Below are 2,655 nucleotides of genomic sequence, written 5' to 3' on the forward strand. Positions count from 1 at the left end.
CACCCGCAGTTCGGCCCAGATCGTCTTGCCGCGCCGGCCGTACCTGGTGCCCCAGCGGTCCGCGTACCGCGCCACCAGGTACAGCCCGCGGCCGCCCTCGTCCGTCGCCGCCGCGTGCCGCAGGTGCGGCGAGGTGCTGCTGCCGTCCGACACCTCGCAGATCAGCGTCCGGTCGTGGAGCAGCCGTACCCGCACCGGGTCCGCCCCGTACCGCACCGCGTTGGTGATCAGCTCGCTGAGGACCAGCTCCGCCGTGAACGCCAGGCCGTCGAGCCCCCAGTCCGAGAGCTTCTCCGCCGCCGCGTTCCGCACCGGCGAGACCGCCGACGGATCGCGCGCCACCTCCCACTCCGCGATCCGCTCGCGGTCGAGCAGCCGCGTGCGGGCCACCAGCAGCGCGATGTCGTCGCGGGGCGAGGGCGAGAGGAGGGTCGCGAGGACGTCCGCGCAGGTCTGCTCCGGGCTCCGGTCCGGGCGGGCCAGCGTGGACCGGAGCATCCCCATCCCGGTGTCGAGGTCCCGCCCCCGGTCCTCCAGGAGGCCGTCGGTGAAGAGCACCAGCTTGCTGCCCTCCGGGAGCAGCAGCTCCGTCGCCTCGAACGGCACGTCGCCCAGGCCGAGCCCCAGCGGCAGCCCCGGTGACAGTTCGGGGAACTCCACCCGCCCGTCCGAGGCCACCAGGGCCGGACCCGGATGGCCCGCACTCGCCATCGTGCACAGCCCCGACGCCGGGTCGTAGATCGCGTACAGGCAGGTCGCGCCGGTGATGCCTTCCTCCCGCCGCCGCCCGTCGTCCTCCGTTCCCTCCGACTCCCGGTCGTCGATCCGGCCCGTCAGCTCGTCCAGGTGCCCGAGCAGCTCGTCCGGCGGCACGTCGAGCGTCGAGAAGTTGTGCACCGCCGTCCGCAGCCGGCCCATGGTGGCCGCCGCGTGCAGCCCGTGCCCCACCACGTCCCCGACGACGAGCGCCACCCGCGCGCCCGGCAGCGGGATCACGTCGAACCAGTCGCCGCCCACGCCCGCCTTCGCGGGCAGATAGCGGTACGCCACGTCCACCGCGCTCTGGTCCGGCAGCACCCGGGGCAGCAGGCTCCGCTGGAGCGTCACCGCCATCGCGTGCTCCCGGGTGAACCGGCGCGCGTTGTCGATCGCCACCGCCGCGCGGGCCGCCAGCTCCTCCGCGAACGACAGGTCCTCGTCGCCGAACGGCTCCGGCGAGTCCGCGCGCCAGAAGTTCGCCATCCCCAGGACCACCCCGCGGGCCAGCAGCGGCACCGTGAGCAGCGAGTGCATCCCGTACGCCAGGGCCTGCGCCGCCCCCTCCGGGTCCTGCTGCCGCCAGCCCTCCGCGGAGGCCAGTTCCGCCTGGGCCATCGCGTGCCCGGCGCTCAGGGCCGTCGCCATCGGGGTGCTGGGGACGTCGAAGCGGATGGTGTCCCCGACCGGCTGGAGCGGCTGGTCGGGACGGAGCCCGCACAGCGCCGTCCGCCGCATCTCCGTGGTCGCCGACGCGGACGCCGGCGGCTCCTCGCCCCGCAGCACCGGTTCGAGCAGCTCCACCGTCGCGAAGTCCGCGAACCGCGGCACCGCCACCTCCGCCAGCTCCTCCGCCGTCCGGACGACCTCCAGGGTCGTGCCGATCCGCACCCCCGCCTCGTACAGCAGCTGGAGCCGGCCGCGGGCCACCGCGGCCCGGCCGGTCAGGGCGGCCAGCTCGGTCGTGTCCCGCATCGTCATCACACAGCCGGACTCCCGCCCGGCGGGCAGCGTGGGCCGCACGCTCACCGCGAGCAGCCGGTCGCCCGCCCGGTGCACCTCGTCCGTCGCCGACCGGCCCGACTCCAGGAGCTCGACCGTCCGGGCGTCCAGCCCCAGCTCCGATACGTGCCGCCGCTCCGCGTCCGCCGTGAGGCCGAGGAGCCGGCGCGCCTCGTCGTTGGCGAGCAGCAGCCGGCGGTCCGGGCCCACGATCAGGACCCCTTCGCGCACCGCGTGCAGGACCGCCTCGTGGTGCTCCTTCATCCGGGTCATCTCGGCCGGACCCAGGCCGTGCGTCTGCCGCCGCAGCCGTCTGCTCACCAGGGCGGCCCCGCCGACGGCGAGGACCAGCGCGCCCGCGGCGGCGCCGACGAGCAGCGGCAGCCGGTTCCGTACGGCGTCCGAGATGCTCTGCACCTCGACGCCGCTGGTGACCATGCCGACGATCCTGCCCCGGTCGTCCACGACGGGGACCACGGCCCGGACGGCGTCGTTGGGCGCGCCCCGGAACAGCTCCGTGTAGGACTCGCCGTCCACCACCGCCCGGCTGAGGTCGCCGGTGGCCTTGCTGCCGATCAGCTCCGGCTGCGAGTCGGTGTACCGCACGCCGTTCAGGTCCAGGACGGAGATGAAGTCCACCCCGGTGGCCCGCCGGGCCTGCTCCGCGCGCGCCTGGAGCACGGCCGTGGGATCGGGCGAGGCGAGCGCCGCGTCGATGCCGGGCGCCTTCGCGAAGGCCTCCGCGACCGCCAGCGAGCGCACGCTGGCGTCCCGTTCGGTGTCACTGCGCGCCTGGTAGAACGTCACGAACACGGCCGCCGCGATCACCAGGAGCGCGATCAGCGCCTCCAGGGCGAACACCTGCCCGGCCACGCTCCGCAGCCCCGTCCCCCGGCC

At 75.4% G+C, this 2,655-nt stretch carries 1 protein-coding gene; it reads right to left on the bottom strand.

Annotated elements, in window-relative coordinates; genetic code table 11:
• Window positions 1–2,640: SpoIIE family protein phosphatase/ATP-binding protein (locus EAO70_RS02320; protein ID WP_148001363.1), on the bottom strand; the 2,640-nt coding region annotated here is incomplete at its 3' end.
• Window positions 2,641–2,655: the final 15 nt, after the last annotated feature.

This window comes from Streptomyces sp. adm13(2018), assembly GCF_008042145.1.
GTDB lineage: Bacteria > Actinomycetota > Actinomycetes > Streptomycetales > Streptomycetaceae > Streptomyces.